The sequence below is a fragment of the Aquabacter sp. DMC10 genome, from assembly GCF_056314145.1.
On the sequence record NZ_JBQUYX010000001.1, the window covers coordinates 42,324 to 66,113 of the forward strand.

Genomic DNA, 23,790 nt, shown 5'->3' on the forward strand with positions numbered 1-23,790 from the left:
CAGGCGAGCGGGATGCCTCCCGAACGCGGTCATGCAGATGGCTTGCCGCACAGCCTGCCGCGGCCATGATGGGCGCGCCGGCTCCCGGTCCGAGGGAGACATCCGAGGGAGACATGAGCACCACCACCAAAGATGCGCCCGCACGCACGGCCGGCCGCCACGAACCCGAATCCGCCAAGCGCCGCGACATTCTCGACGGCGCCCAACGGGTGTTCTTCGACAAGGGATTCGACGGCGCCAGCATGGACGAGGTGGCCAAGACGGCCGGCGTGTCCAAGGCGACCATCTATGTCTATTTCGGCAGCAAGGAGGAGCTGTTCGAGGCCCTCGTGCTGAGCGTGCGGGCCAAGTCCGCCGAGCATCTGTTCGAGGTGGATGCCTCTCTCGACGATCTGGAGAGCCTTCTGCGCCGGATCGGCGTGTCCTTCCTGACCATGATGGTCCAGCCCGACCATATCCGCCTGGTGCGCATGGTGATGGGCGTGGCGGAGAAGTTCCCCCGCATCGGCCAGGCCTTTTTCGAGGCCGGCCCCTGCCGTGGCGGGCGCCGGCTGGCGGACCTCCTGCGCAAGCAGGCCAACATGGGCCGCCTGGAGATCCAGGACGACCTGCAGGCCGCCCACATCTTCTTCAACCTGTGCCATGACAAGACCGTCAAGGGCCTGCTGTTCGGCTGCAACGCCCCCCCGACGCCGGAACAGATCGCCTACACGGTGGACGAGGCGGTCCGCGTCTTCATCGCCGGATATGGGACAAAGCCGCAGGCGGAGATGCCTTCAGCGGTTCCCAAATAAGGGATGCCCCCGCGTGTTGGGATGCGGCGGCTTATTGCGCCGCATCCGCCACCTCTGCCGATAGGGACGCTTCCCTCTTCGGCACCCGCCCCTGCGCCAGGTCGTGGATGAAGGCGAGCTTGTCCACCACCGCCGGCGGGATCACGAACGGATAAAGGTCGGGCTGGCCCATGGAGCGGTTCAGGCAATTGACCGCATAGGTCAAAGGCAGCCAAGCATCGACGATCCGCCGGATGTCGCGCACACGATGCGGGTCGAATGAGATGTCCGCCTGAAGGGCGGCATCATCGGTGATGTCCGGGTCGATGCGGATACCGAACGCGCCGGCCATCTCCAGCGTGTCGAGAATATGGAGATAATGGGCGAAGCTTTCCGCCCAGTCCTCCCAGGGATGCATGGTGGCGTAGGAGCTCACGAAGCGATCGCGCCAGTCGGCGGGCGGACCTTGCTCGTAATGGCGGTTCAGCGCCTCGCCGTAATCCTCCCGTTCGTCGCCGAACAGGGCACGGAAGGCCTCCAGGTGGCCGCCGTCCCGGACCAGCTTGTCCCAGTAGAAATGGCCGACCTCGTGCCGGAAATGGCCGAGCAGGGTGCGGTAAAGTTCGCCCATGGAGGCGCGCACCTCTTCCCGCGCGGCGTCGTCCGCCTCGCGCAGAGAGAGGGTGATGACCCCATTGTCATGGCCGGTGAGCACCTTGGGCCCCTGGGGCGGATCGGCGAGGAAGTCGAACACCAGGGGCTCGGGGTCCCCGCTGCCGGGCTCCGGCAAAGGCAGCCTGAGGCGGATGAGCGAATAGAACAGGCGGCGCTTGGCCTGCTCGATCTTCTGCCAGTCGCGATGGTTCTCGGGGCTGGAGAGATCGGGGATGGTGCGGTTGTGGCGGCACGCCCGGCAGAAGGTCTCCCCCTCCCCGGCATCCACCATCCAGTTGCAGGCATAGCTTTCCCAATTGGCGCAGAAGCGATAGCGCGGCTTGGGATCGGCCAGCGCCACCCAGGTGGGGCCGTCGGCCTCCACCGCGCTCAAGACCGAACGCTCCGGCAGATAGCCGAGCCGCAGGCCGCACTTTTCGCAGGTGGTATTCTCAAAATAGAGCACCTGCTGGCAGTTCTGGCATTTGAAGAGCTGCATGGAAATCTCTCACCCCCGCCGGCGGCCGGTCCGCCGACCGCCCACAACGCAGTCGGCCCACGCCGGTTCCGCTTATCGGGGCGGGCGGTTCCTCCCCGATCCTTTCCACGCCCTTGCCAGCTTGGCCGAAGGAACCGACCCGCCTCACATCAGTTGGGAAGGCAGGCCGGCGCAGCCCCGCCCCGACCGGGGGCCCGCGGCACGCGCCAGGAGAGGCAAAGCGGCATCCCAGCTGGGAACGCCTTGACCTCACAGCATCCAAGGGAGAGCGAAATGGGCCTTTTCTCGAAAGACATCAAGACCATGGACGATCTGTTCGTCCACACCCTGCAGGACATTTATTATGCCGAGAAGCGCATCGTGAAGGCGCTTCCCAAGATGATCGACAAGGCGAGCGACCCGACCCTCAAGCAGGCGTTCCAGATGCACCTGACCGAGACGCAGGGCCACGTCACCCGCCTGGAGGAGGTCTTCCGCATGCACGGGGCCGAGGCGAAGACCACCACCTGCCCCGCCATCGACGGGATCATCGACGAGGCCGAGGACATCGCCAGCGAGGTGGATGATGCCGAGGTGCTGGACGCCGCGCTCGCCGCGGCGGCGCAGGCCGTGGAGCATTATGAAATGACCCGCTACGGGACGCTGGTGGCCTGGGCGAAGCGCCTGGGCCGTGCCGACTGCGCCCGCGTCCTGGAACGCACCCTCGCCGAGGAAAAGGCGGCGGATCAGAAGCTGACCTCCATCGCGGAAGCCAAGCTCAACATTCGCGCCGCCGAGTAAGACCTACTGGCAGAGGCAGAGGGCCGAAGCGCCGATAGGGTGGGCTCCGTGCGGGACGTTTCCGTTCCCGCACGGGGTCCGCTTCTCCAGCTCTAATTGCCCGCGCCGGTGCGCACGATGGTGCCCACATGCTCGCCCCGGAGGGCCGCCGTGAGGCGGCCGGGAACGAGGCCATTGACCACCTGCACATGGGTGAGATGGCGGGCATTGGCCATCAGCTCCGGCAACACGCGATCAAACGGCAAGGGTCCTTGCGCCCCGGCCAGTGTCGTGGCGTGCACCTCCGGCAGGAAGGTCGCGGCGGCGCCGTCGGGGCCCTTGGGATCGGTGGAATAGACGCCATCCACATCCTCCACGAGCGTCAGCCCCGCCGCGCCCAGCGCATCGGCCAGCAGGAAGGCGCCGGCATCGGCCCGATGCATGGGAATGCGGGAGTTCGGGAACTCGTGGTGGTGATAGGGCGGGAAGGCACTCCCCACCACCGCCCGGGCGGCCGCCAGGTGAATGGCCAGCTGGCTGGCAATGGTGGGATGCTCCACATAGGACACCCCTTCGCTGGCCAGGAGCGCGGCCAGAATATGGCCGTTCTGCCCGGCTTCGCTGGCCGCGAGCGGCGCCAGCGAGCCCACCGGAAGCCCGAGGTCGAGGCCGACGCTCATCACATGGCGCGCCCGCACGCCGGCCCCGGTGAGGATGAGCATCCGGTGCTCGGGCAGCAACGCGCGCAGCTCCGCCACGATCGGCAGGATGGCAGCGGCGCCCCGATCCATGATGGACCGACCGCCGATCTTCACCACCTGCAGCCAGGGCAGGAGGCGAATGGGCTTTCGCCCCGCCACCGGCGAGGTCAGGTCGCGGTCGAGCAGGGTCTGGCGGGCGAGGGCGGAGGCCAGGTGCTTGATGGAATTGGTGCTGTCAGCCATGGCGCGCCCCTCAATCGGCGGTGATGATGGTGCCCACATGCTCGCCCGCCAGCGCGCGGGTGAGATTGCCGGGCACGAGGCCGTTGACCACCTGAACCTGGCGCACGTGGCGCGCCGCCTTCAGGAGGTCCAGCACCGGAAATTCGAGGATGGAATCGTGCAGGCCCCGGGCCTTCATCTCATCCACCGAGATCTGCGGGATGAACGAGGCATCCTTGGCGGTCTTGGGATTGGCCGAATAAAGCCCGTCCTCGTCCTTCACATAGATCATGGCCTTGCAGCCGAACTGTTCGGCCACCAGGAAACAGCCGGCATCGGTGCGGTAGGGCGGGATGACGCCCTGGGCGGCCGGGCGCATCCACAGCGCATAAGGCGGCATGCCGCCGAACACCACCGCATTCACCTCTTCCAGATAAAGCGGAACGGCGGACAGGCCCGCCGCCTCCACCGCCGGAATGCCGTGCTGGGCCAGAAGCTGCCCGAGCATGGCGGCATTCTGCCCCGCCACCGAGGCGCCGAGTTGGGAGAGCAGCCCCGCCGGCAGGCTGAGATCGGCGGCGATGGAATAAAGATGCCGCGCCCGGGTGCCCGCGCCGGTGCCGATGAGCAGCTTGTGGGCCTTGCGGACTGCCACGATCTCCTCCACCAGCGGATAGACAGCCGCCCGTCCGCGATCGATCACGCTCTGGCCGCCGATCTTGATGACGGTGGCATCGGGTAGGATGCGCACGTCGCCTGCCGTTTCGGCAGCTGCGAGCAATTGGGGATCGGTGAGCGATCGCTGCATCAGGAGCGCTTCGAGCTCCGCTGTGGTACCGGCCATGCGCACGCCTTTCGATGGCTGTCCTATGCCTGGAAGGGAATAGCTCGATACCGATTACCACGTCCCGCAACAATCTGGGAAACTACGTACAGGAGGCGCCAGTGACGTCTTTGCGGGCGTCACGGGCCTGAAAGTCAGCCCCAGGCAACCGAGCCCGGCTAGCCCTGAGGGTGGAAGGGCGCGGGGGCGCGGGGAGTGCGTCCGGCTCTTCCGTTGGGAGAGGACGGGAGCATGGACAACGCGTATTCGCCTGGGCTTGTCGCGGCGCATCCGCCCGAGGCGGAGGCTCCTCGTCCTTCCGTGCCCCAAGCGGCCGCGCCCTGCACGCCCACCTCCCCGGTGCCCACAGGTCCCGGCTTCGTCTTTCGTCCCACCGGGGTGGACGGCGCCTTTGAGATTGAGCTGATCCCGTTCCGCGATGCCCGCGGCACCTTCAGCCGTGCCTTCTGCGCCGACACCTTCCGCGCGCATGGCCTGATGGACCGCTTCGTCCATGCCAACCTGTCCGGCAACCCCGCGAAGGGAACCTTGCGCGGCCTGCACATGCAGGAGGCTCCCCGCGCCGAGGTGAAGCTCGTGCGCGCAACGCGCGGCCGGGTGCAGGATGTGGTGGTGGACCTGCGGCCGGACTCGCCCACCTATCTGCGCTGGGCCAGCGTGGAACTGAGCGCCGAAAGACAGAACGCCCTCTACGTGCCGGAGGGCTGCGCCCACGGCTTCCTCACGCTCGAAGACCAGTGCGAGGTCTTCTACCTCGTGTCCGACGTCTATGCGCCGGACCTCGCCCGCACCTATCGCTGGGACGACCCCGCCTTCGGCATCGAATGGCAGATCCCCCCCACCCTCATTTCCGACCGCGACGCGGCGGCGCAGGATTTTCGTCCATGACCACGCCCACCCCCTCACCGGCCGGCAGCCCCGTCACGCTGAGCATCTGCATTCCGACCTATAATCGCGCCCGGTTCCTCGAGCATCTGTTCCCGCAGATCAAGGCGTGGGGCGAGAGCTGGGACTTCAGCTATGAGGTGGTGGTCTCCGACAACCATTCCACCGACGACACGCCCGACGTGGTGGAACGCCACCGCGCCGAGGGCCTGCCCATCCGCTATTTCCGGCAGGAGGAGAACAAGGTTCTCTTCAATCTCATCAGCGTCTTTCATCGCGCCGAGGGACAGTATCTGCTTTACCTCGCCGACGATGATCTCCTGATCCCCGAGGCGGTGGCCGACAATATTCACTTCATGATGGACAACCCGGACATCCGGGCCTGCTATACGCCGTGGGAGGTCTATGACGACCTCAACAAGACCACGACCTGCCTCTTCTACGACCAGCCCGACGAGGTGAAAGTCTTCCGGCCGGGCGAGGAGGCGGCGCTGCTGGGCTATGTGGTGGAGCACCACATCTTCCCGGAGATCGTCATCTACCGCGCCGACGCCGCCCGCCAGATCGCAGCCGCGCCCCGCTTCTGCTATTGGGCCTTCAGCTATATTGCCGGCGTCATCGCCGAGGGTCCGGTGGCGTTCCGCCGGATGCCTTACTTTCGCTCGGTGACGCTGACCCCGGTCATGCCCGATCGCGCCCAGACGGGCCTCGACGATGCCATGACCATCTGGGACAATTATCGCGGCGGCATCGAATACATGATCTTTAGCCTGCTGCGACGGCGCAATATCGTCCTCAACGAGGAGATGCGGCGCGCCTTCCGCGATATGGTGGATGTGTTCGTGGAGACCCGCATGCGGGTGGCCCTGCGCCTCTGGTTGCAGCGCAAGGATTTCATCCGCGCCTATGAGATCATCTGCCGCCTGACCTATCTGGACCCGCGCCAGCTCGCCGGCTTCGAGCATATGGACCAGCTGCCCGTGCTGGTGATGGCGCAGACGCTCGCCCGCTTTGCCAATGGCGTCGCCGGCATTGATCGGCTCCTGGTGAGCGGCGTGGATGACGGCCAGGCGCTCAGCCAGTTGCTGCGCGATGTGGGCCTGGAGCGGCGGATCATGGTCCTGCCCCCGCCCACCGAACCGACGCCCAAGACGCTCGCCGGCAGCATCGTCTTCGTTCCCGACGAGACGCAGCGGCAGGACTTCCTCGCGCAGGGCTATGCGCCGGGCCTGGTGGTCAGCGAGCGCGACATTCGCCAGTCGGTCCTGCTCTGAGGAGACGCCGCCGCACCGAACCGCCGGGGCAAGGCTCCGGCGGCGCCCTCCCCCGCAGCGGGAGAAGGATGGGTGACCCGAGATGTCCTGCTTTCCGCCTTGAGATGGGTTCCCGGGGGCGTGATCCGTGCCGGAGCTTCAGCATGGGCTGCCGCCGGGTGCTCGCTCAGGGGTGCCGATCCATCCCAAGCGCGGAGAGGCTCGCATCTTCCGGGAAGCAGGCATGGAAATGGCCGAGGCTGCCCTTGGCGCATGTGCGTCCCATCAGGCGCTGTGCCGCGCCCTCGCCGTCGGGTCGCTCGCCCAAAGTGGACAGGAACCAGCCGCGCGGGTCCACGCCAAGCGCCGCGGCAAAGTCCCGAGGGCGGCGCGGCATCTCCATCATCCGGGCATAGACCCGCGAGAGGATGCGCAAGGTGGCGCGGGGGGTGCGGGTGCGCCTCATGTCCGCCACCGCGCGCGCGGACAAGGGGTCCAGCGCGGCCGGGGCCCGGTGCAGAGCCTCCAGCAGCGCGACGCATCCCTCGGCATTGGCCACCACATGGCCGTTGCGGCCCTCACGCACTATGCTGGTCTCGGCCGCATTGTCGAAGACCACCGGCACCACGCCCAGCGACATGGCCTCCACCAGCGCATTTTCGGCGGTGCCGTAATGGCCGGGGGTCAGCAGATAGAGGAAAAGATCCAGGTCCCCCAGCACGGCGGCGGGATTGGAGGCATAGCCCATGAAGCGCACGCGCTCGGGATGCCGCATGCGGGCCGCCCGCACGGCCACCTCCCCGAGAGGATCGAGATGGCCGAAGAAGGAGACGCGCATCGGCGCATCCACCGCATCGATGATGTCGAACACCTGAGGATGGAGCTTGATGAAATCCACCGTGCCCAGATAACCGCAGCGCAGCGGCGCGCCGCTGGGCGCGCGGGGCTGGGGCGAAAAGCCAAAGCCGGAATTGGCCACCGCAAACCGCTCCGGGCGCGCCGCGATGACCGGCGCGAGATTGGCGGCGGCATAGGAGCAGGCGGACGTGAAGAGAGTCTGGTCCGCCAGGGCCGGCAGGCCGGCTGGGATCAGCGGCGCGTCGAGGCCGGAAATGTGCGTCCAGAGCGCGAGGCGCATGGGGGGGAAGCAGGCCGTGGCGAGCAGCGCGTAAAGACGGGGGTGGTTCCACCACTCCACCTGCACGATGTCGCTTGCGGCCACGAGGTCGGCGATCTCCTCCGCCGACGGCGCCACCACAAGGCGCCCCCCCGCGGCGGCGATGCGCGTGACATAATCGAGGTCCTTGGGCGGCTCCAGCAGCACGAAGGTGTGCCGTAGCCGCGCGGCCTTGCCGCGACCGGCCGCGAGCGCCTCCATCAAGGCGGCATGGGCCTTGCCCACGCCGCCGCCCAGATGGGCGCTGATGTGGAGGATCTTCATTCGGCCGCCGCGGGCAGAGGCACCGTGCCACCGGGCGCGGGCATCGCCGGATCAAGCCGGGCCACAGCCTTGAAGCGCGCCAGAAGCTCACCGCGATAGGGGTCGATATTGTCGGGCAGGCAATGGGAGAGCTGGCCGCAGCCGCCGCACACCGCATTCTCCCGCCGCCGCCCTTCCAGATGCTGGAGGCGCAGCGCATTGAGCGCGGGCGCGTTCCAGATGTCCTTCAGGGGTGTGGTGCGCACATCGCCCACCACCAGCTTGCGCCCCCAGTCCAGGAAGCAGGAGCTCACCAGCCCGTCGGCATTCACCGAGATGCCGTAGAAAATATAGGGGCACGTCTCGGTCTCGCCGACGGGCTGCTGGTAGATGCCCTGCGAGATGGTCACGCCGGTGTGGGCCTCGATGTCGAACTGCGGCCAGCAGGGCGCGAAATTCTCGATGAAGATGCGGTCGCAATGATCGCCGAAGGTGTCGAAGAACTCCTGCCGCTGCGCCTCGCTAATCAGCTCGCCGGGGATCTTCACCACAACTTCGCAGTTGCCCTTATTGTCATAGAGCCAGCGCACATTGCGCACGAAGCCGTCGAAATCGAAGTCGACGCCGGTGAAGCGTCTGTATTGCTCGGGCGTCATGCCGTCGACGGAGATGTTGATCTTGTCGAGGCCGGCCTCCAGCACCGGGCCGAGGCGCTCGGGCGAGAGGAAGGTGCCGTTGGTGGTGGTGTCGATATAGTCCACCTGACCGCTGGCCTTGGCATAGGCGATCATGTCGGCGAGGCGGCGGTTGAGGAACGGCTCGCCATCCTTGTAGAGGCGCAGCACCTTGATGGGGCGAGAGAAGTCCGACAGGTCGTCGATGATCTTGGTGAACACCTCGAACTTCATGGCGCCCTGGTAGCGGCCGGTCTCGCGGATGAGGTCGCGATGGCCGGTGGGGCAGAAGCTGCATTGGAAATTGCACGCGCTCGCCGGGTCCACGAACACGATATAGGGCGCGTCGAGGGGAATGACCGTCTCCAGCCGCGTGCGGCCCTCAAGATTGATGCGCGGCTTGATCTCGGCCTTCATGATTGGGCTTCCCCTCCTTGTCAGCACACGTCCGGCGCCAGGTTGCAGACACCGACGACGGCGGTCGGATCGCCGGGGCGGGGGGGCGCGCTGCCGAATTCCAGCAGGTCGCGGCGCCCCACGGCGTCCGCCGTCCGCTCCGCCAGCTGCCGGACCGTGACGGGTTCACCTGAGCAGATGTTGATTGCGCCAGGCTGTCGGCTCGCCACCACGCGGGCGACCATGGCGCCGGCGGCTTCCACATCCAGGAAGTCGCGCACCTGCGTGCCCGCGGACAGCCGCGCCACCTCGCCCGCAGCGAGCTTCGCCTTGATGTGGGCGACGAGGCGGCTCGGATGCTCGCCCTCGCCGTACAGATAGAACAGCCGCGCCCAGGAAAAGGTCGTCGGGCCACCGGCGAAGAAGGCCTCCAGCATCTGGAAGGTGGCGAGCTTGGCGGTGGCATAGAGCGTGTCGGGTCTGACGGGCGCATCCACCGTGAGCTGCTCTCCCGGCAGGGCATATTCAAAGCAAGTGCCGATGCCGACGAAATGGGGCACGCCGGCGGCCGCGATGCCCTGCGCGAGGGCGAGCGTTCCGCGCACGCAATCAAGGTTCTGCGGCGAGGTCAGGTAGAGGCCGGGGGTGGCGATCCAGGCCGCATGGACCACCGCGTCCACGCCCTGCGCCGCCTGCGCCCAGAAGGGGGCGCCCTGCGCGAACAGATCGGGGGTGGCGACCACCTGCGCCTCCCATCCCAGCCGCTCCGCCGTACCCGCGCGCACCACCGCGCGCACCCGATCGCCCTGGCGGATCAGCGCCTTGTGGATCTGTCGTCCGACGAAGCCGGTGGCCCCGGTGAGGAGCACCGTGCGGGGCGGGCGCGGCGAAGCGCCGACGGTGGAAGAAGGGAGCACCATGGGTCCTCGCGGGCAAGGCTTGCCGTGCCTTAGGCCATGGGCATGGTGCCAGGCTGACCATTCCCGTGGTCGCGTTGTCCCCTTGTCCCTTGGGGCACAAGGCCCGCGACAGGTCCGCCCGTCACCTTGCCCGCGCCGGCACGCACCGGTTGAGCGAACGCGCGTTGAGAGGGTGAAGGCGATCCATGGGGAAGGAAGGGCAAGGGCGTCCCGCCTGGCTGTCTCGGTTCGCCCCCGGCCCGAGCCTGCGGCCGGGAGAGGCGCGCCACATGGCCCGTGCCTTCGACGCTCTGCCGGACATCGCCGCCGCCCGCGCCCTGCTCCGCATGGCCAATGCCTGCGCCCCCGCCGGCGCGCCCGCGCATCCGGGAGGCGATGACCTATGGATCTATGGCGGCGGGGCGCTGGGCAAGCTGGTCCGGGCCCATCTCGCCGCCGTCGGCCAGCCGGTCGCGGGGGTGATCGACCGCAATGCGGTCCTATGCGCCCGCGATCCCGCCTGGGCCGGCCTTCCCGTGCTTTCGCCCGACGCCGTGCCAGAGGCGGTGAAGAAGACGGCCCTGTTCGCGGTGGCCGTGGTCACGGCGCCTTATGTTCCGTTGGCTCGGGAGCTGCAGCGCCAGGGCTTTGCCCGCTGCCTGCCCGCCTATGACGTGACCGAGGCCTTCCGCGACCGTCATCCCCTGGGCAATGGCTGGTTCGCCCCACCTTTGCGCGCACCAGGCCTTGAGGCGGCGGACGCCATGCTGGCGGGCCTCGCCGATGATGCCTCCCGCGCCCATTATCTGCGCTTTGCCGCCTGGCGGCTGGCGCGCGAGGAGTGGGATTTTGCCGACGCCCCAGTGGAGACCGGCACGCGTTTCCTGCTGCCCGAGATCACGCCGCTGCTTTCCGCCACCGAGCGGGTGCTGGATGGCGGCGCCCACCATGGCACGATGCTCGCGCAGATCATTGCCGGCACTGGCGGCCGCATTGGCGCGGCCTGGGCCGTGGAGCCGGACCCGGCGAGCCGCGCCGTGCTGGAACGGACCATCGCCGCATGGCCCGCGAAGACAACGCGCCGCGTCCGTGTGCTGGATGCTGTCCTGGGCGATCGCGCCCGGCCCGCCCTGTTCCACGCGGGCCTGGGCTTTGCCTCGCAAATTGCGGCCACGGGCACGGTGCGGGCGCGCCTCACCCCCATCGATGCCCTCAAGCTCAACCCCAGCTTCGTGAAGCTACACCTGGAAGGGGCGGAGCTGGCGGCGCTGGAAGGGGCGCGAAAAACCCTGCTGCGCCACCGCCCCATCATCGCAGCCACCATTTACCACAATGCCGACGGCCTGGCGGCGACGCCGCTCTGGCTGATGGAAACCTTGCCCGACTATCGCGTCCTCATCCGCACCCACGGCTGGTGCGGCACGGGGGCCGTGGTCTACGCCATTCCCAAGGAGCGCCTCCGTCCATGACCGTCTTCGCCCCCGCCGACCGCATGGTCATGGACCTCGGCATGAACAATGGCGACGACACCGCCTATTATCTCGCCAAGGGCTTCGAGGTGGTTGCGCTGGAGGCCAATCCCGCGCTCGCCGCCGTCGGTCGCACGCGCTTTGCCGAGGAGATCGCGGCAGGCCGCCTGAGGCTGGAGGAAGCGGCCATCTGGTCGAGCGCGGGGACTGTGACGTTCCACGTCAACGAAGCAAACGATCACTGGAGCAGCATCGAGCCCGGCTGGGCGGGACGCGAGGACACGCCGACCCGCGCGGTGGAGATGCCCGCCGTTACGCTTGAGATGCTGTTCGCCCGCCACGGCGTGCCCCATTATCTGAAGATCGACGTGGAGGGGGTGGACGCCATCGTCCTCGACCAGTTGCGGGACCTGCCGTCAAAGCCCGCCTTCGTCAGCGTGGAGGATTGCCGCTTCGGCTTCCACTATATCGCCGCCCTGGCGGAGGCCGGCTATGTCAGCTTCGCCCTGGTGGACCAGTCGCAGGTGCCGGCCATGCGCGACCCCGCCTTGCCCTATGCCTTTCCCAAGGGCTCCTCGGGCCCTTGGGGCGATGCCTTGCCCGGCCCCTGGCAGGAGCGCGTCGCCTTTGAGCGCCACTATGAGACCACGGTGCGGGATCGCAAGGGCAATCGGATCGCGCCGCGCAGCCATTGGTTCGACATCCACGCCCGCCGGGCGTGACGCCAGCCTCAAGCAAGGCGAAGCGGAGAGGGTGCGCGAAAGCCACCGGGCGGCCGCGGGCCGCGCCAGCAGAAGGATGCGGCATGTCGAAGGCGCGTCGGAATGCCCTGCGGAACCCCGTGCCACGCGCGCCGGCATGGTCGCCGCGCGCGATCCAGCCCGCTCCCCGGTCCAGTTCGCACGACACAGGCGCGGGGCAGCAGGATCTGGCACGCGGATGCGCCCTCTTCGCCCAGGAGGCGGACGGCGCGATCGGCATCTGGCGCGCCGCCGTGGCGGCGGGCCGGCTGACCGCCGAGGATCTCGGCCAGGCCGGCCTTGCCGCCTATGAGGCGGGGCGCGACGGGGAAGCCCTGGCGCTGTTCCAGGTCGCCGCCGCCGAAAAGCCCAGCGTGCCCGCCTTCCATGCCAATGCGGGACTGATCCTCTTATCGGACCCCAAGCGCCGGCAGGCGGCGGCGGAGAGCCTCAACCGGGCGCTGGCGCTGGAGCCCAACCATGTGGGCGCCCTCCTCAACCTCGGCGCGCTGTGCCTCGACGGGAAGCGCTTTCCCGAAGCGCTCAACCTCTTTCGCCGGGTGCTGCAGAGGGAGCCCGAAAACGTCACCGCCCGCCTCGGCGCCGCCAATGCCAGCCGGCAGATCTGCCAGTGGGGCAGCGTGGAAGAGGACGAGGCAGCCCTCGCGCGCCTGCTGGAGCGGACCGGCACGCCGGTGAGCCCCTTCATCCTCCTGTCATCCCATGTGACGCCCGCCGATCACCTGAGGGCGGCGCGGCTCTATGCGCGGTCGCTGCGCTTTTCGGCGGCCGACCGCCTGCCGCCCGCGCCCCCGGCCCCGCCTGACCGGCCGATCCGCGTCGGCTATCTCTCCAGCGACCTCTACCATCACGCCACGGCCTTCCTGGCGGTGGAGCTGTTCGAGCGCCACGACCGCTCCGCCTTCGAGCTTTTCGCCTATTCCCATGGCCCGGACGATGGCTCGGCCATGCGGCGGCGGGTGGTGGCGGCCTTCGATCGTTTCGTGGAGGTGGGCCACCTCTCGGCCATTGAGGCGGCCCGGCGCATCCGGGCAGATGGCATCGACATATTGGTGGACCTGAAGGGCTATACGCTGGGCTGCCGCACCGAAATCCTGGCCCTGCGGCCGGCTCCGGTGCAGGTGAATTTCCTCGGCTATCCCGGCACCATGGGCGCCGACTTCATGGACTATGTCATCGGCGATCGGGTGGTGACGCCCCTCGCCCAGGCCGGCGACTATGACGAGACGATCGTCCAGCTCCCCGGCGCCTACCAGCCCAATGACAGCCGGCGGGCCATCGCCGAGACGACGCCCAGCCGCGCCGCCTGCGGGCTGCCGGAGGATGGTTTCGTCTTCTGCTGCTTCAACAACACCTACAAGATCACGCCGGCTCTGTTCCGGCTCTGGATGCGGCTGCTGGCGCAGGTGCCGGGATCGGTGCTTTGGCTGTTCGAGGCCAATCCCACCGCCCGGGATAATCTCGCCTATGAGGCGGCAAGCGCGGGCGTCGACCCCGACCGCCTCGTCTTCGCGCCGCGCATGGACCTGGCTGACCATCTCGCCCGCCACGCGCATGCGGATCTCTTCCTCGACACCTTGCCCTATAATGCCCACACCACGGCGAGCGATGCCCTGTGGGCCGGCGTGCCGGTTCTCACCTGCCTGGGCGAGAGCTTCGCCGCGCGCGTGGCGGCGAGCTTGCTCACTGCGGTGGGGCTGCCGGACCTCATCACCACATGCTTGGCGGATTATGAGGCTCTCGCCTTGGCACTGGCGCGCGATCCGGCCCGGCTCGCGGCGATGAAGGCGCATCTCAAGGAAGCGCGCGCCAGCGCGCCCCTGTTCGATGCCGGCGCCTTCACCCGGGGCCTGGAGGAAGCCTTCCGCCGCATGCACGCCTTGCGGCAGGCGGGGAAGACGCCCGAAGCCATTGTCGTCCCTGCGGCGGAGGCTCAGCCGATGTCGAAGGACACGCCCTGAGCCAACGGCAAGGCGGTGGAATAATTCACCGTATTGGTCGCCCGCCGCATATAGGCCTTCCAGGCATCCGAGCCGGACTCGCGGCCGCCGCCCGTCTCCTTCTCGCCGCCGAACGCGCCGCCGATCTCGGCGCCGGAGGTGCCGATATTGACGTTGGCGATGCCGCAGTCGGAGCCATCTGCCGCCAGGAAGCGTTCCGCCTCGCGCACATTGAGCGTGAAGATGGAGGAGGACAGGCCCGCCGCCACGGCGTTGTGCGCGTCGAGCACGGCGTCGAAGTCTGTGTATTTCATCACATAGAGGATGGGGGCGAAGGTCTCTTCCAGCACCGGCCCGCACTGGCGGGGCATTTCCACCAAGGCCGGGCGCACATAAAAGGCGCCCTCCGGCCCCGCCTCGGTCACCCGCTCGCCGCCGAACACCGTGCCGCCTTCGGCTTTCGCGGCGATAAGCGCGCGCTCCATGCCCTCATAGGCGGCGCGGTCCACCAGCGGTCCCACCAAAGCGGAGGTGGTCAGCGGATTGCCCACGGACACGCTGCCATAGGCGGCCTTCAGACGCGGCACGAGGGTGTCATAGACGCTCTCATGGACGAACAGGCGGCGCAGCGTGGTGCAGCGCTGGCCGGCCGTGCCCATGGCGCCGAAGGCGATGGCGCGCAGTGCCATGTCGAGGTCGGCGGAGGGGCAGACAATGCCCGCATTGTTGCCCCCCAGCTCCAGGATGGAGCGGGCAAAGCGCCGGGCAAGGCGCGGCCCCACCTCGCGCCCCATGCGGGTCGAACCGGTGGCCGAGACCAGCGGCACGCGAGGATGGTCCACCAGCACCTCGCCGATGGCGCGGTCGCCGATGAGAACCTGGCTGAGATGGGCGGGCGCATCGCCGAAGCGGGCGAGCGCGCGCTCAAACACCGCCTGGGAGGCCAATGCCGTGAGCGGGGTCTTTTCCGAGGGCTTCCACACCACCGGATTGCCGCACACCAGGGCGAGCGCCGCATTCCAGGACCACACCGCGACGGGGAAATTGAAGGCGGAGATGATGCCGGTGACGCCGAGCGGGTGCCAGGTCTCCATCATGCGATGGCCGGGGCGCTCGGTGGCGATGGTCAGGCCATAAAGCTGGCGGGAAAGGCCGACGGCGAAGTCGCAGATGTCGATCATCTCCTGCACTTCGCCCAGGCCCTCGGAGGCGATCTTGCCGGCCTCGATGGAGACGAGGCGCCCCAGGTCCGCCTTGGCCGCGCGCAGTTCCTCGCCGAGCAGGCGCACCAGTTCGCCGCGCCGGGGCGCGGGCACGAGGCGCCACGCCTTGAAGGCTTCGTGCGCGGCATCGATGGCGGCGGTCGCCTCGGCAGCCGAGACGGTGCGCAGCGCGCCGATGGCCTCACCGGTCACCGGGCTGAAGGACACCATGTCCCCGCCCGTCCAGGCCGCGCGGGAGACGCCGAGGCGATCGAGGAGCGCGGCGGTTTCCTGCTTCAGGTCGAGGGTCTCGGGCATGGTCGTCTCCGCACGGGTTCAACCGGCTTCTCCGGCCGCGCAGGGCGCGCCGACCAAGGCGGTTCGTTCATTCGGTCATTGCATGATAATCAAGCCGCGAGCGTCTCTACAGCGACGTTTTCGACTTTGTTGATGCGAGATGGGAATGAACCTCACGCGCAGCCTCATCCCGGACCTCGGGGTTTTCCAGGCCTTTGCCTGCGCCGCCCGCCACGGCAGCTTCACCCGCGCGGCGGAGGAACTGAACCTCACCCAGAGCGCGGTGAGCCGGCAGATCCGCACCCTGGAGACCCAGCTGGGCGTCGTGCTGTTCGAGCGGGTGCGCAAGCGCGTGGTGCTCTCGGAAGCGGGGCGGGCCTTGCTGCCGCAGGTGGCGCGGCTGCTCGACCAGAGCGAGGAGATCATGCGCCGGGCGCTCGCCGCCTCCGACGGCAAGGCGCTCCTGACCATCGCCACCTTGCCCAGCTTCGGCAGCCGCTGGCTGATGCGGCGCCTGCCGGGCTTTCTTCAACTTCATCCCGGCATCAGCTTCAACATCGCCTGCCATCGCGGACCATTCGACCTGTCGCGCGGGGATTTCGATGTGGCCATTCATTATGGCCAGCCGGTCTGGCCCCATGCCAGTTGCACCTATCTGTGCGACGAACTCATCGTGCCCGTGGCCAGCCCCGCCTTTGCCGGCCGTCCGGCCACGCCCGATGACATTGCGCGCGGCCCCCTCCTGCATCTGAGCACCCGCCCCAAGCTCTGGAGCCAATGGTTTGAGGCGCAGGGCCTTGGCGAGGTGAATGCCTTCCAGGGCCACCATTTCGACCAGTTCAACATGGTGATCGAGGCCGCGCTCGCGGGCGCCGGCTTCGCTCTCTTGCCGCGCTATCTCATCGAGGAGGAGCTGGCGGCCGGCCGGCTCGTGGTGGCCTGCCCCCGGCCCTTCTCCAGCGCGCACAGCTATTACATCGTCCTGCCCGAGGGAAAGCAGGAGACGCCCGCCGTCCAGGCCTTCAGGTCCTGGCTGCTGACGCAGGTCTCCACCTATCGGGCCTGACGCGGCTCACGTCAGGTCCATGCGGTAGCGCACGAAATCGTCGGCTGGCAGGAAGCTGTCATAGAGCCGGCGGGCGGGATTGTCGGCGCGCGTGTGCCAATAGAGCCGCGCCCAGCCGCGCCCGCGGCCTTCATCCACCAGGTCCTGGATCAGAGCCCGCCCGACGCCCTTGCCGCGCACCTGCGGATCGACAAACAGGTCCTCCAGGTAGCAGACGGGGTCGCGCACCCAGGTGCCCTCATGGAGCACGCTCAGGCTGAAGCCCACCGCCCGGCCCTCCAGGAGGGCGAGGCGGCCAAGGAGCGGCGCCTGCGGATCCAGCATGCGCGCCCAGGTATAGGCGGTGGTCGCCTCGGGCACGGTGGCCTCGTAAAAGGCATTGTAGCCGGTCCAGAGGGCCCGCCACTCCGCCGCGTCCCCCGCTTGAGGATCTCGGATCGTCACGGCCGGGCTTGCGATCATGTCCCTCTCCCCATCCCCGCATACAAGGGAACGACTTCGCCCATATCTTGGCCCAGATCAATGAACGGAAGCCGCGAAGCCGGGGAAATGGTGCAGCGCCCGCCCAGCTTGACCTTTGGCGTGCGATGCAGAAGAAGCAGGGCATGGGCGGCGGGCACGGGCGGGATCAATGGAGGATGGTGTTCGCCGCGCTTTACGCGCTGGCGATGCTGTTGCTCGGCTTCGCCCACCAGCCGATCGCGCGGGCCGGCGGCACCGACCTGGCCGCCTTCGCCTTGCCCGACGGCAGCATCCCGTCCCTGTGCACGAGCGCTGGAGACGATGCGGGCGCACCGACGCTCGCCGGCGCCGTATGGTGCGAGGCCTGCCTCCTGGTGCATGCAGGCGGCCTCTTGCCGCCGCCGGTGGCCCTTCCCTGTCGGCCAAGCCTGCATGAGCGCACCGGCCGTGCACAGCCCGTCCTCATCCTGTCCGGGCGCGTGGCGGCCGCCCAGAGGGCGCGGGGGCCACCGGTGGGCACCAACCTGACCTGAGCCGGCGCCGCGGCCCACCCGCGCGCCGTTCCCTGGCAGGGCCCGTACGGCCCCATTTGCGAAACCTCATCATGTCGAACCTTCATTTCGACGCGCATCCGCGCGTCACCGCCTCCGCACGCCCGGGCCTGTCCGCACGGCAAGAGGCCTATGCCCATCGGCTCATCTATCCCGACAATGGGTTCAACCCGCCTCGGCCCGTGTCGCTGGCCTTGAAACGCGGCTGGGCGGGGTGTTGCCCGGCCTGCGGCGGCGGGCCCGTGGTCCTCGGCCTTGGCGCCCTGAAAGAGGACTGCCCGGCCTGCGGCGAAGCCCTCCACCATGGCCGGATCGGCAATGCCATCGCGCTTCTTGTGGGGCCGGTCGCGCTGGCGCTGGCGCTGCTGGCGGCGGGCGTCATGGAGGACCTCGGCGGACTTCCGCTGCTGTTGGAACTGGCGATCAACGAGGGGATCGCGCTTGTCTCCGCCTTGACCTTGCTGCCTCGGGCCAAGGGGATGGTGATGGCCTACGCCTGGAGCCGGTATGTGGGCGGCTTCGACCCGCTTCGGCACCTGGTTCCCGATCCCGAGAGCCCGTCCGGGCCCGATGTCGGGCTGCCGGCGCGCGTGCAGGCGAGGCAGTAGAGCCTGATCCGGCCAAGTCGAACCGATCCGGTTGGGTGGGATGGCCTCCCCAACCTGTCGATCGCGCGCGTGACGCGCGAGACGCGCGAGACGCCCCTCCCCCCGCAGGCGCCACGCCCCGGGGTGGGCGGAGGTCGCCGAGGGAACCCATCGGGACGCCGGCTGTTGCCTTCCGGGACCATGCCGGGAGGACAGATGGAGAGCATCGAATATGTCGTCGACCAGCTCGACGGGTCGCTGGCCTTCGTGCCGAGTTGGGTCACGAGCCTTGTGGTCTTTCTTCTGGCCATCCTGCTGGCGCGCTTCGTCCACGCCTTGGCCTATCGCATCCTCACCCGGGTGGTGGCCGGAATGGACCTGTTCTGGCGCTCCCTGGTGTCGCGCACGGAGGGGCCGACGCGGCTGGCCGCCATCACGGTGGCGCTCGGCTTTGCCGCCAACATCGCGCCCTTGACCTTGCGCGAGACGGCCTTGGTGCAGCAGGCGCTGCTCTTGTGCTTCATTGCGCTGGTGGCCTGGCTCGCCAATACGGCGCTGCACATCTGGGTGACGGTCTATCTGCGCCGCTTCAAGCTGGATGCGGACGACAATCTCCTGGCCCGCAAGCACGTCACCCAGACCCGCATCCTGCGCCGGGCGGCGGGCACCATCATTTTTACGGTTGCCCTGTCCGCGGCCCTCATGTCGTTCGAGGATGTCCGGCAGTATGGCGTCAGCCTTCTGGCCTCCGCGGGCGTCGCCGGCATTGTGCTGGGCCTGGCGCTCCAGCCGGTGTTGAAGAACCTGTTCGCCGGCATCCAGCTGGCCGTCACCCAGCCCATCCGCATCGACGATGCCCTGCTGGTGGAAGGCGAGTGGGGCAAGGTGGAGGACATCACTTCCACCTATGTGGTGGTCAAGCTCTGGGACTGGCGCCGCCTCATCCTGCCGCTGAGCTATTTCATGGAAAAGCCGTTCCAGAACTGGACCCGGGAGGGCTCGGCGCTGATCGGCACCGTCATGATCTATCTGGACTACCGGGTGCCCGTGGCGACGGTGCGGCGCAAGGTGGAGGAGATCGCCGCCTCGTCGCGGCTGTGGGATCGCCAGGTGGTGAATGTGTCGGTCACCGACTTCCGGGAAACGGTGATGGAAGTGCGCATCCTGGTGAGCGCCACCAACGCCGGCGCGGCATTCGACCTGCGCTGCGAGGTGCGCGAAAAGCTGATCGCTTTCCTGCAGGAGGCCTATCCCGAGGCGCTGCCCCGCCTGCGCGCGGAAGTGGTCCCGCCGCGGGACGCGGCCTTTGCCGCGCCGCCGGAGCCTGCACGCCGGTCAGCGGCCGCCACCAACGCCTGACCCGCGGCCCTGCCCTCCCGAAGGGGGCAGGGCCGCCAAGGATCAGCCGCGTGCGGCGACGATGATGATCTCAACCAGATACTTGGGCGCCGCGAGGCGGGATTCGCCGGTGGCGCGGGCAGGCGCATTGTTGGGATCGACCCAGCTGTCCCACACGGCGTTCATGGCGGCAAAGTCGTTCATGTCGGCAAGCCAGATGGTGGCCGACAGGAGGCGGGACTTGTCCGTGCCGGCGCGGGCGAGCAGGCTGTCCACGGACTCCAGGATCGCCTTGGTCTGGCTGGCCACGTCCGGCCCTTCGCCCACCTGCCCGGCCAGATAGACCGTGTCGCCGTGGATCACGGCCTGGCTCATGCGGGGACCCTTGTCGAGCCGCTCGATGCTCATCGTCTCGTCCTTCCTAGATGGACGCGCCAGGCGGACGCCGGCGCGCTGAGATCTCGGCGACCCGCCCGCGCCCGGCCTCTGAAGCGGTCCGGCGGATGGAAAGGGCCGCACCGCCTCGCCTCTACCATCGCGCCCGCCCGATCGCCAGTCCCGGGGCGCCGGGCAACCGCCCCCGCCGGCGCAAGATCACGAAACAATCGAGCCGGCGCAGAAGTGAAAGATAAAGCAACAATAAGTAAGACTTCGCATTTAATCTATTAAATGCACCTCTTTTCTTTAGTAGACACAATTGCGTCACCTTTTATAATCAATACCTCACCGTCACCGCTGAGCTTTACATGAATCGCATCGGCGGGACGCGAGATCACACTGGACTGCGCAGGCCATGCCGCGCCCCAAACGCGGGCCTCCTCCCGAAAGGGAACGCTTCGGGGATCCAGCCGGTCTCGATGAACAGGCAGACGCGCCACGGGCGATGAGACCCGAGGCTTGACGCTTAAGATGAGGGAAAGACGATGGAAGCCGACGCCAAGACCGTGAACCCGCGGTTCCAGAAGTTCCAGGAACTGCTTGCCGAAACCTTGAAGGATCCGGCGGACTCCGCCCGCTTCAATGCTGAAGTGACCGATGCCGCTTCGCTCATGGCCTATTGCGCCGAGCGTGGCCTCACCCTGCGCCAGAGCGAGGCGGACGGCATTTTTGAAGCCGCCGACGAGCTGGCCAAGGCACGCCTGGAGGCCCTGCGTCAGTCGGGCGAGCTGGAAGACGCGCAGCTGGACGCGGTGTCCGGTGGCGTCTCCTGGGCCGCCGTGGGCGGTGCAATCGGAGCGATCGCCGGTGTCGGCCTGGGCGTCACCTTAGGCCCGGGGCTGGTGGCTGGGGCCCTCGCCCTCCAAGGCTGGGCCATCATCGGCACGGCAGCCGCGTCCGCGGGCGGGGGTGCCATCGCGGGTGGCGGGGTGGGGGCCGGCATCGGCGCGCTGTCCGAGAAGGTCGCCGACCTCTTCCGCTAAGCGCGGTGCCGAACCGCATGCGCAATCAAGATTGTTCAAGGAGCCGATGATGACGCAGACGCATCCCGCCACCTTCCCTGAATTCGTGGTCGGCCTGGTGAAGGACGAGTCCCGCTTCCGGGAATTCAGTGAAACCGCCACCAGCCCGGAGGGCCTGCGCGGATACGCCGAGGCCAATGGCTACACGCTGTCGCCGGCGGAGGCTGAGCGTGTGTTCAACGAAGCGATGGCGTTCACCAAGTCGCCTGAAGCCCAGCAGATCGACGAGAACAGCCTCGAAGCGGTCAACGGCGGCATCAGCTGGGCTGCCATCGGCGGCATTGCCGGTGGCGTCGTGGGCACGGTGGGCTTTGGCCTTGCCATGGCCGGAGCGCTCGCCACCGGCCCGCTGGCCCCCACCATGGTCGCGGCGGTGATGGGGCTCAGCGCCTCCGGCGCCTTCGGCCTGGCGGCCTCCTCGGCCACGGCGGGTGTCGTTGGGGCCGTCGCCGGCGCCCTCGGTGGCCACGCCATCGACGAGAGCTGATCGCCCCTCGCCCATGCGCGGCGGCCCCTCCCGGGCCGCCGCTCCCACGCCCCTTGGCCGACCGCCGGGCGACGGGGTGCGGGACCGCCGCTTGATTGCCATCTCCCCGATCCGCGGTCTAACCTGCGCCGCCTTTCGGGGAGCCCCAATGACCCGCCCCTTCGATGCCATCTTCGCCGAGGCCGCAGCCCGCAAGGGCGGCCCGACTGCTCTGGACGCGCTCCTCGCCGAGCCCCCCTCCCGCACCCCGCAGGAGATCGCCGCCACGCCCGATGATCGCGTACTGGCCGAAATGGCGCGCCGCATCTTCAATGCGGGCTTCTCCTCCAAGGTGATCGCCGCCAAATGGCCGGCGTTCGAGACCGCGTTCGAGGGATTTGATCCCCATGCCTGCGCCTTCATGCCCGACGAGAAGCTGGAGGCCCTGCTGGCGGACCCGGGCATCGTGCGCAACGGCGCCAAGATCAAGGCGGTGCAGGCCAATGCGCGGATGGTCGTGGACCTTGCGGCCGAACACGGCACCGCCGCCGGCTTCATCGCCCGCTGGCCGGACGCCGATTATGTGGGCCTCTTGGAGATCCTGAAGACGCGCGGCAGCCATCTTGGGGGCGACAGCGGCATGCGGGTGCTGCGGGCGCTGGGCAAGCCGGCCTTCATCACCACCAAGGACGTGGTGGCGGCCCTGATCCGGGAAGGGGTGGTCGCCAAGGCCCCCAGCAGCAAGCGGGATTTCGCGGCCGTGCAAGAGGCGTTCAACACCTGGAGCGCGCAAAGCGGCCGCGACTTCACCGCCATCAGCCGCACCCTCGCTCTCACCGTGGGGGCATAGGGGCCGCGCCCCCCGGGAAGGGGGCGCAGCTGGAAGCCTCGCTCAGAGCTTGTATTCGTACAGCAGCCGGGCGCGGATGGTGCCGTCGAGAGCCCGGATGTCCTCCAGCACGCGCTGGCTGTCGGCCGCCGAGGCGTCCGCGTCCAGCACCACATAGCCCACATCCGCGTGGGTCTCGTAATATTGGGCGGCGATGTTGACGGAGTGGCGGGCGAGCACCTCGTTGAGGCGGCCCAGCATGCCCGGCACGTTGCGCTGCACCTGGATGAAGCGGGTGCCCAGCGGGCGGGCCGGCAACTGCACCTGCGGGAAGTTCACCGCGCCCATGGTGGAGCCGCTGTCGGAATAATCGACCAGCTTGCGCGCCACCTCGGCGCCGATGCGCTCCTGCGCCTCTTCCGTCGAGCCGCCGATGTGCGGGGTCAGGATGACATTGTCGAGGCCCTGGAGGGGGCTTGCGAAGCGCTCCGCATTGGAGCTCGGCTCCACCGGGAACACGTCCACTGCCGCGCCGCGCAGCTTGCCGGCCTTGAGGGCATCGGCGAGGGCGTCGAGGTCCACCACCGTGCCGCGGCTGTTGTTGATGAGATAGGCGCCGGGCTTCATGGCAGCGATCTCGTCGCGGCCGATCATGCCGTGGGTGGCGGGGGTCTCGGGCACGTGCAGGCTCACCACGTCGGAAGCGGCGAGCAGCTCATGCAGGCTGGTGGTGGATTCGGTGTTGCCGTGGCGCAGCTTGTCGGTGTGGTCATAGAAGATCACTTTCATGCCCATGGCTTCGGCCAGATTGGACAGCTGCGAGCCGATATTGCCGTAGCCGACGATGCCCAGCGTCTTGCCGCGCACCTCGTGGCTGTTGGCGGCCGACTTGTCCCAGCCGCCCTGGTGGGCGGCGTTGGAGCGGGGGATGATGCGGCGATAGAGCATCACGATCTCGCCGATCACCAGTTCCGCCACCGAGCGGGTGTTGGAGAAGGGCGCATTGAAGACCGGCACGCCGTAGGCGCGCACCGCGTCGATATCCACCTGGTTGGTGCCGACACTGAAGCAGCCGACGGCGATGAGGCGGTCGGCCGCCTCCATGATCTCGGCGGTGATATGGGTGCGCGAGCGGATGCCGAGGATGTGGACGCCCTTGATGGCCTCCTTCAGCGCCTCCCCGTCCAGCGCCTTGGTCAGGCGGGTCAGGTTGGTATAGCCGGCGGAGGTCATCAGTTCGACGGCGCTGTCATTCACGCCCTCCAGCAGCAGAACCCGGATCTTGTCCTTGGCCAGCGAGAGGTGCGGCGAATGGGAATTGCTGTGGTGCACGATCTTCGGTCCTTCAGCGATAACGACCGATGCCACTTGAGGCCCCGGTTC

24 protein-coding genes are annotated in these 23,790 nt (G+C 68.2%); 14 read left to right on the top strand and 10 right to left on the bottom strand.

Annotated features, from left to right (window positions below; genetic code table 11):
* The first annotated feature begins 113 nt into the window (after positions 1–113).
* On the top strand, positions 114–794 hold the full coding sequence (locus ACT54L_RS00170; RefSeq protein WP_476083516.1) for a TetR/AcrR family transcriptional regulator: 681 nt from the start codon (positions 114–116) through the stop codon (positions 792–794).
* 31 nt (positions 795–825) lie between these two features.
* Here the strand turns inward: ACT54L_RS00170 and ACT54L_RS00175 are convergent, their stop codons facing one another.
* Complete coding sequence (locus ACT54L_RS00175; protein WP_476083517.1) at positions 826–1,926, bottom strand: zinc-binding metallopeptidase family protein; 1,101 nt, start codon at positions 1,924–1,926, stop codon at positions 826–828.
* A gap of 273 nt (positions 1,927–2,199) precedes the next feature.
* Between ACT54L_RS00175 and ACT54L_RS00180 the strand changes: the two genes are divergently transcribed.
* On the top strand, positions 2,200–2,706 hold the full coding sequence (locus tag ACT54L_RS00180; protein WP_476083518.1) for a YciE/YciF ferroxidase family protein: 507 nt from the start codon (positions 2,200–2,202) through the stop codon (positions 2,704–2,706).
* A gap of 92 nt (positions 2,707–2,798) precedes the next feature.
* Here the strand turns inward: ACT54L_RS00180 and ACT54L_RS00185 are convergent, their stop codons facing one another.
* Both ACT54L_RS00185 and ACT54L_RS00190 read right to left on the bottom strand, forming a co-directional pair.
* On the bottom strand, positions 2,799–3,629 hold the full coding sequence (locus ACT54L_RS00185) for an amino acid kinase family protein (RefSeq protein WP_476083519.1): 831 nt from the start codon (positions 3,627–3,629) through the stop codon (positions 2,799–2,801).
* A 10-nt stretch (positions 3,630–3,639) separates the two neighbouring features.
* A complete protein-coding gene (locus ACT54L_RS00190) occupies positions 3,640–4,452 on the bottom strand; it encodes an amino acid kinase family protein (protein WP_476083520.1) in 813 nt (270 codons plus the stop codon).
* Positions 4,453–4,683: 231 nt separating this feature from the next.
* Here ACT54L_RS00190 and rfbC point away from each other — a divergent pair, with 231 nt between their 5' ends.
* Together rfbC and ACT54L_RS00200 are read left to right on the top strand one after the other, a co-directional pair.
* The gene (gene rfbC, locus ACT54L_RS00195; RefSeq protein WP_476083521.1) at positions 4,684–5,340 is read left to right on the top strand and encodes a dTDP-4-dehydrorhamnose 3,5-epimerase; all 657 of its coding nucleotides are present in this window, start codon (positions 4,684–4,686) and stop codon (positions 5,338–5,340) included.
* Positions 5,337–6,611, top strand: a complete 1,275-nt coding sequence (locus ACT54L_RS00200) for a glycosyltransferase family 2 protein (protein WP_476083522.1) — start codon at positions 5,337–5,339, stop codon at positions 6,609–6,611. The genes rfbC and ACT54L_RS00200 overlap by 4 nt, the downstream gene beginning before the upstream one ends.
* 166 nt (positions 6,612–6,777) lie before the next feature.
* On the opposite strand, the gene ACT54L_RS00205 is transcribed toward ACT54L_RS00200, so the two are convergent.
* Genes ACT54L_RS00205 through ACT54L_RS00215 form a run of 3 tightly spaced genes read right to left on the bottom strand, consistent with a single transcriptional unit; the run spans position 6,778 to position 10,000 of the window.
* On the bottom strand, positions 6,778–8,031 hold the full coding sequence (locus tag ACT54L_RS00205; RefSeq protein WP_476083523.1) for a glycosyltransferase: 1,254 nt from the start codon (positions 8,029–8,031) through the stop codon (positions 6,778–6,780).
* Positions 8,028–9,101 (bottom strand): radical SAM/SPASM domain-containing protein, encoded by a 1,074-nt coding sequence (locus ACT54L_RS00210; protein WP_476083524.1) that lies wholly within the window; start codon positions 9,099–9,101, stop codon positions 8,028–8,030. Before ACT54L_RS00210 ends, ACT54L_RS00205 begins: the two co-directional genes overlap by 4 nt.
* A 20-nt stretch (positions 9,102–9,121) precedes the next feature.
* Positions 9,122–10,000: an NAD-dependent epimerase/dehydratase family protein gene (locus ACT54L_RS00215; protein ID WP_476083525.1), complete on the bottom strand. Its 879-nt coding sequence runs from the start codon at positions 9,998–10,000 to the stop codon at positions 9,122–9,124.
* 269 nt (positions 10,001–10,269) lie between these two features.
* Here ACT54L_RS00215 and ACT54L_RS00220 point away from each other — a divergent pair, with 269 nt between their 5' ends.
* The 3 genes from ACT54L_RS00220 (at position 10,270) to ACT54L_RS00230 (ending at position 14,170) form a co-directional block, all read left to right on the top strand.
* Positions 10,270–11,448, top strand: coding sequence for an FkbM family methyltransferase (locus ACT54L_RS00220; RefSeq protein ID WP_476083526.1), 1,179 nt, complete (start codon positions 10,270–10,272; stop codon positions 11,446–11,448).
* A complete protein-coding gene (locus ACT54L_RS00225; protein ID WP_476083527.1) occupies positions 11,445–12,170 on the top strand; it encodes an FkbM family methyltransferase in 726 nt (241 codons plus the stop codon). Before ACT54L_RS00220 ends, ACT54L_RS00225 begins: the two co-directional genes overlap by 4 nt.
* A gap of 83 nt (positions 12,171–12,253) precedes the next feature.
* Entirely contained in the window at positions 12,254–14,170 is a 1,917-nt protein-coding gene (locus tag ACT54L_RS00230) for an O-linked N-acetylglucosamine transferase, SPINDLY family protein (protein WP_476083528.1), read from the top strand.
* On the opposite strand, the gene amaB is transcribed toward ACT54L_RS00230, so the two are convergent.
* On the bottom strand, positions 14,143–15,669 hold the full coding sequence (amaB, locus tag ACT54L_RS00235) for an L-piperidine-6-carboxylate dehydrogenase (RefSeq protein ID WP_476083529.1): 1,527 nt from the start codon (positions 15,667–15,669) through the stop codon (positions 14,143–14,145). The genes ACT54L_RS00230 and amaB overlap by 28 nt on opposite strands.
* Before the next feature lie 145 nt (positions 15,670–15,814).
* Here amaB and ACT54L_RS00240 point away from each other — a divergent pair, with 145 nt between their 5' ends.
* On the top strand, positions 15,815–16,714 hold the full coding sequence (locus ACT54L_RS00240; RefSeq protein ID WP_476083530.1) for a LysR substrate-binding domain-containing protein: 900 nt from the start codon (positions 15,815–15,817) through the stop codon (positions 16,712–16,714).
* A gap of 6 nt (positions 16,715–16,720) precedes the next feature.
* Here ACT54L_RS00240 and ACT54L_RS00245 read toward each other — a convergent pair whose 3' ends face one another.
* A complete protein-coding gene (locus ACT54L_RS00245) occupies positions 16,721–17,176 on the bottom strand; it encodes an N-acetyltransferase family protein (protein WP_476083531.1) in 456 nt (151 codons plus the stop codon).
* Between the two features lie 176 nt (positions 17,177–17,352).
* Between ACT54L_RS00245 and ACT54L_RS00250 the strand changes: the two genes are divergently transcribed.
* The 3 genes from ACT54L_RS00250 to ACT54L_RS00260 all read left to right on the top strand — a co-directional run bounded on the left by ACT54L_RS00250 (position 17,353) and on the right by ACT54L_RS00260 (position 19,673).
* Positions 17,353–17,709 carry a hypothetical protein gene (locus tag ACT54L_RS00250; protein WP_476083532.1) on the top strand — a complete coding sequence of 119 codons (357 nt, stop codon included), beginning with the start codon at positions 17,353–17,355 and terminating at the stop codon, positions 17,707–17,709.
* A gap of 71 nt (positions 17,710–17,780) precedes the next feature.
* Complete coding sequence (locus ACT54L_RS00255) at positions 17,781–18,335, top strand: DUF983 domain-containing protein (protein ID WP_476083533.1); 555 nt, start codon at positions 17,781–17,783, stop codon at positions 18,333–18,335.
* Positions 18,336–18,530: 195 nt separating this feature from the next.
* The gene (locus ACT54L_RS00260) at positions 18,531–19,673 is read left to right on the top strand and encodes a mechanosensitive ion channel family protein (RefSeq protein ID WP_476083534.1); all 1,143 of its coding nucleotides are present in this window, start codon (positions 18,531–18,533) and stop codon (positions 19,671–19,673) included.
* Between the two features lie 42 nt (positions 19,674–19,715).
* Here ACT54L_RS00260 and ACT54L_RS00265 read toward each other — a convergent pair whose 3' ends face one another.
* Complete coding sequence (locus tag ACT54L_RS00265; RefSeq protein WP_274777562.1) at positions 19,716–20,060, bottom strand: RidA family protein; 345 nt, start codon at positions 20,058–20,060, stop codon at positions 19,716–19,718.
* Between the two features lie 515 nt (positions 20,061–20,575).
* Between ACT54L_RS00265 and ACT54L_RS00270 the strand changes: the two genes are divergently transcribed.
* From ACT54L_RS00270 to ACT54L_RS00280, 3 genes are all read left to right on the top strand, one after another.
* On the top strand, positions 20,576–21,073 hold the full coding sequence (locus tag ACT54L_RS00270) for a hypothetical protein (protein ID WP_476083535.1): 498 nt from the start codon (positions 20,576–20,578) through the stop codon (positions 21,071–21,073).
* A gap of 49 nt (positions 21,074–21,122) precedes the next feature.
* Positions 21,123–21,599 carry a hypothetical protein gene (locus ACT54L_RS00275; protein ID WP_476083536.1) on the top strand — a complete coding sequence of 159 codons (477 nt, stop codon included), beginning with the start codon at positions 21,123–21,125 and terminating at the stop codon, positions 21,597–21,599.
* A gap of 148 nt (positions 21,600–21,747) precedes the next feature.
* A complete protein-coding gene (locus ACT54L_RS00280) occupies positions 21,748–22,428 on the top strand; it encodes a DNA-3-methyladenine glycosylase I (protein ID WP_476083537.1) in 681 nt (226 codons plus the stop codon).
* Between the two features lie 42 nt (positions 22,429–22,470).
* On the opposite strand, the gene serA is transcribed toward ACT54L_RS00280, so the two are convergent.
* Positions 22,471–23,775 (bottom strand): phosphoglycerate dehydrogenase, encoded by a 1,305-nt coding sequence (gene serA, locus ACT54L_RS00285; protein WP_476083538.1) that lies wholly within the window; start codon positions 23,773–23,775, stop codon positions 22,471–22,473.
* Positions 23,776–23,790 lie beyond the last annotated feature (15 nt).

Bases quoted from the DNA above. Each gene is read 5' to 3' on its own strand.
- ACT54L_RS00170 (WP_476083516.1), top strand. From the start codon at position 114: ATGAGCACCACCACCAAAGATGCGCCCGCACGCACGGCCGGCCGCCAC.
- ACT54L_RS00175 (WP_476083517.1), bottom strand. From the start codon at position 1,926: ATGCAGCTCTTCAAATGCCAGAACTGCCAGCAGGTGCTCTATTTTGAG.
- ACT54L_RS00180 (WP_476083518.1), top strand. From the start codon at position 2,200: ATGGGCCTTTTCTCGAAAGACATCAAGACCATGGACGATCTGTTCGTC.
- ACT54L_RS00185 (WP_476083519.1), bottom strand. From the start codon at position 3,629: ATGGCTGACAGCACCAATTCCATCAAGCACCTGGCCTCCGCCCTCGCC.
- ACT54L_RS00190 (WP_476083520.1), bottom strand. From the start codon at position 4,452: ATGGCCGGTACCACAGCGGAGCTCGAAGCGCTCCTGATGCAGCGATCG.
- rfbC (WP_476083521.1), top strand. From the start codon at position 4,684: ATGGACAACGCGTATTCGCCTGGGCTTGTCGCGGCGCATCCGCCCGAG.
- ACT54L_RS00200 (WP_476083522.1), top strand. From the start codon at position 5,337: ATGACCACGCCCACCCCCTCACCGGCCGGCAGCCCCGTCACGCTGAGC.
- ACT54L_RS00205 (WP_476083523.1), bottom strand. From the start codon at position 8,031: ATGAAGATCCTCCACATCAGCGCCCATCTGGGCGGCGGCGTGGGCAAG.
- ACT54L_RS00210 (WP_476083524.1), bottom strand. From the start codon at position 9,101: ATGAAGGCCGAGATCAAGCCGCGCATCAATCTTGAGGGCCGCACGCGG.
- ACT54L_RS00215 (WP_476083525.1), bottom strand. From the start codon at position 10,000: ATGGTGCTCCCTTCTTCCACCGTCGGCGCTTCGCCGCGCCCGCCCCGC.
- ACT54L_RS00220 (WP_476083526.1), top strand. From the start codon at position 10,270: ATGGCCCGTGCCTTCGACGCTCTGCCGGACATCGCCGCCGCCCGCGCC.
- ACT54L_RS00225 (WP_476083527.1), top strand. From the start codon at position 11,445: ATGACCGTCTTCGCCCCCGCCGACCGCATGGTCATGGACCTCGGCATG.
- ACT54L_RS00230 (WP_476083528.1), top strand. From the start codon at position 12,254: ATGTCGAAGGCGCGTCGGAATGCCCTGCGGAACCCCGTGCCACGCGCG.
- amaB (WP_476083529.1), bottom strand. From the start codon at position 15,669: ATGCCCGAGACCCTCGACCTGAAGCAGGAAACCGCCGCGCTCCTCGAT.
- ACT54L_RS00240 (WP_476083530.1), top strand. From the start codon at position 15,815: ATGAACCTCACGCGCAGCCTCATCCCGGACCTCGGGGTTTTCCAGGCC.
- ACT54L_RS00245 (WP_476083531.1), bottom strand. From the start codon at position 17,176: ATGATCGCAAGCCCGGCCGTGACGATCCGAGATCCTCAAGCGGGGGAC.
- ACT54L_RS00250 (WP_476083532.1), top strand. From the start codon at position 17,353: ATGGTGTTCGCCGCGCTTTACGCGCTGGCGATGCTGTTGCTCGGCTTC.
- ACT54L_RS00255 (WP_476083533.1), top strand. From the start codon at position 17,781: ATGTCGAACCTTCATTTCGACGCGCATCCGCGCGTCACCGCCTCCGCA.
- ACT54L_RS00260 (WP_476083534.1), top strand. From the start codon at position 18,531: ATGGAGAGCATCGAATATGTCGTCGACCAGCTCGACGGGTCGCTGGCC.
- ACT54L_RS00265 (WP_274777562.1), bottom strand. From the start codon at position 20,060: ATGAGCATCGAGCGGCTCGACAAGGGTCCCCGCATGAGCCAGGCCGTG.
- ACT54L_RS00270 (WP_476083535.1), top strand. From the start codon at position 20,576: ATGGAAGCCGACGCCAAGACCGTGAACCCGCGGTTCCAGAAGTTCCAG.
- ACT54L_RS00275 (WP_476083536.1), top strand. From the start codon at position 21,123: ATGACGCAGACGCATCCCGCCACCTTCCCTGAATTCGTGGTCGGCCTG.
- ACT54L_RS00280 (WP_476083537.1), top strand. From the start codon at position 21,748: ATGACCCGCCCCTTCGATGCCATCTTCGCCGAGGCCGCAGCCCGCAAG.